We start from the raw sequence: 2346 nt of genomic DNA, 5'->3' as shown, positions 1-2346 counted from the left end.
TGCTAACCGCAAGACAGTAAACAGTAAATTAACTACCTCATCTAAATCATTAGAGATGTTGAGCTATTGGTACGAGAAAGCTTCAACAGAAGACAGAGCACAGATCTTAACTTGGCTATTAAATCGGTCATAGCTTTCAGTGGTTTATTAATTTGCGTAAAATATCAAGTGCGACTTAGTTCGCACTTTTTTTTAAATTAAAATAAATAGATCTAATTAACACTAAAAGCAATGTGATCTAGGTTCAGTTATTTTAGCCTTATGTATACTTTTTTTGAGGTTTCGATCTCTTTTGCTTTATTTTTAACCAGTAGGTTTTATTTTCGATTATCGTTAACCTTTTGATTTTTAAATGTTATATTTTTTTATAAGTTCTGAGTTTTGAACTTCGTCACTCAAAAAACATAACTATATTTTCTTTGTGAAAAAACATTGTCATAGTCTACTCCAGACAACAAATCTAGTGCATGGTTCATTTCGGCGACCAACTTAAATATCCATGTATTACTTATATTAGTTAAATGAAGGAATTATGACTATGTTCAAGAAAACACTTTTAAGCGCTGTAATTGCAGCGGCTTCAGTAGCTGGTTCAGCAAACGCTTATGAAATCGGTGAAAATAACGATTTTGGTGTTGAAGTTTATGGTGTAGCTGCGATTTCGTGGGTTCATTATGATGTAGATAAAAAAAATGAAACTCAAAATACCAAGCAAGATGGTACAACTGGTTACGATTACGAAAATGAATCGAGAATTGGTTTCCGTGCTGGTAAAGAAATGTTTGATAACCTAGAAGTGTTCATGCAAGTTGAATCTGGTTATGTTGGTGAAGATGGCACAGGCTCTACTTTTGGCGGGCGTGACACGTTCATAGGTCTTGGTGGTGATTGGGGTAAAGTACGTTTCGGTCGTATGTTGACGCCAATGTATGAAATTATCGATTGGCCTTATGCAAACCCAGGTTTAGGTGCCTCTTGGGACTGGGGTGGTGATGTTAAATTTAATTACGATCGTAAAGGCGACATGGCTCGATACGACTCACCAGCATTCGGTGACTTTTCATTCAGCTTAGCTACTGGTCGTGGTAAAACTAACGTAGAAGGTTCTAATTTCTCGGGTGCGAGTGCACACTATCGTTTAGCTGAAGTTGTTACATTCCACGCTGGCCTTGAAGGCGGTAAAAAATACAATGGAACTAATGCGGATACATTTGGTTACCTAGTTGGTTTTGAAGCGAGTTTACCTGCTGGTTTTGGTATCTCTGGTGCATTTAAATCAGGCGAGAGTAAAGATGGTGCAGATAAGCACACTCAAGACTCTTACTCTTTAATTGGTCAGTACTGGAATGGCCCATGGGGTGCGAAAGTTGGTTATACGGCTAACCTAGAATCAGAACTGAATGGCTCAGCACAAGATGATGCCGATAGCATTGTTTCTGGTCAATTAATGTATGTTCATAATGGTTTTGTACCATACGTTCGTGTAGCAATGAGAGATACACGTAGTTATGCAGGTGAAGCATCAAAAGATGGCTTTGCAGCTGCTGGTGATATGATCCAACAAGATACAATGGTTGTTCGTGTTGGTATCGAATACGGTTTCTAAGAATTATATAATTGATTCTATGTTTATTAAACGCTAGTCATTGACTGGCGTTTATTTATTTCAGCGCTATACAAGGAAAGATGTATGTATAATAAATACTCAATAGTTTGTTTTTCACTACTACTAGGAGGATGCTCAACTCTTTCTGTTGATGACGGCTTTGATGATGCAATAAGTGAGGTTAATCAAAAGTATAATTATGTTTCTGTTGTTGCAAAGAAAGTGACACCTGAGGACGTAACGGTTGGAGGGAGCAATACCTTAAAAAACACGACCTATGTTGTTGCTAATTACGCTAAAAATGATAAAAAGACACCTGATTCTTTTGCCAAAGTACAACTTAGTTATTTTAAAAACTATGATGAATTTACTCATGTTGGATACAATGGCAAAGATTATCCGCTTGATGCATATAAAGTATCATCATCAATTTGCTCTGAGCATTGCTCTGTTACTCAATATTTTACTTTTCCAATTGATAATGATGATATTCAAAAATCTACTAAAGATGGATTTACATATACTGTAAAAACACCTAATAATTCAAATAAACTTTCTTTTACTATTCCTGCTGGTTATTTTCAAGCTATTGTAAATGAAAGAAGCGTATATTTAGATAATCCGATTAAAGAAAAACACATTTCTCATACTGCAGAAGAAACAAAACCTGTAGAAATGACCAAGTATTGGTTTGATGAAGCGACACCTGTTGAACAAGAACGATTCACTGAGTGGGCTTT

At 36.0% G+C, this 2346-nt stretch carries 2 protein-coding genes; both read left to right on the top strand.

Features of this window, described 5'->3' with window-relative positions:
• Positions 1–538: 538 nt before the first annotated feature.
• A complete protein-coding gene (locus tag PX700_RS21825; RefSeq protein WP_479521926.1) occupies positions 539–1606 on the top strand; it encodes a porin in 1068 nt (355 codons plus the stop codon).
• An 84-nt stretch (positions 1607–1690) separates the two neighbouring features.
• Positions 1691–2346, top strand: a 656-nt coding sequence (locus PX700_RS21820; protein WP_479521925.1) for a hypothetical protein, incomplete at its 3' end; no start/stop codon positions are given.

It is taken from the genome of Pseudoalteromonas sp. TP27, from assembly GCF_056470645.1.
The sequence above is the reverse complement of the archived record's forward strand: the minus strand, read 5'-3'. Positions and strand labels throughout refer to the sequence as shown.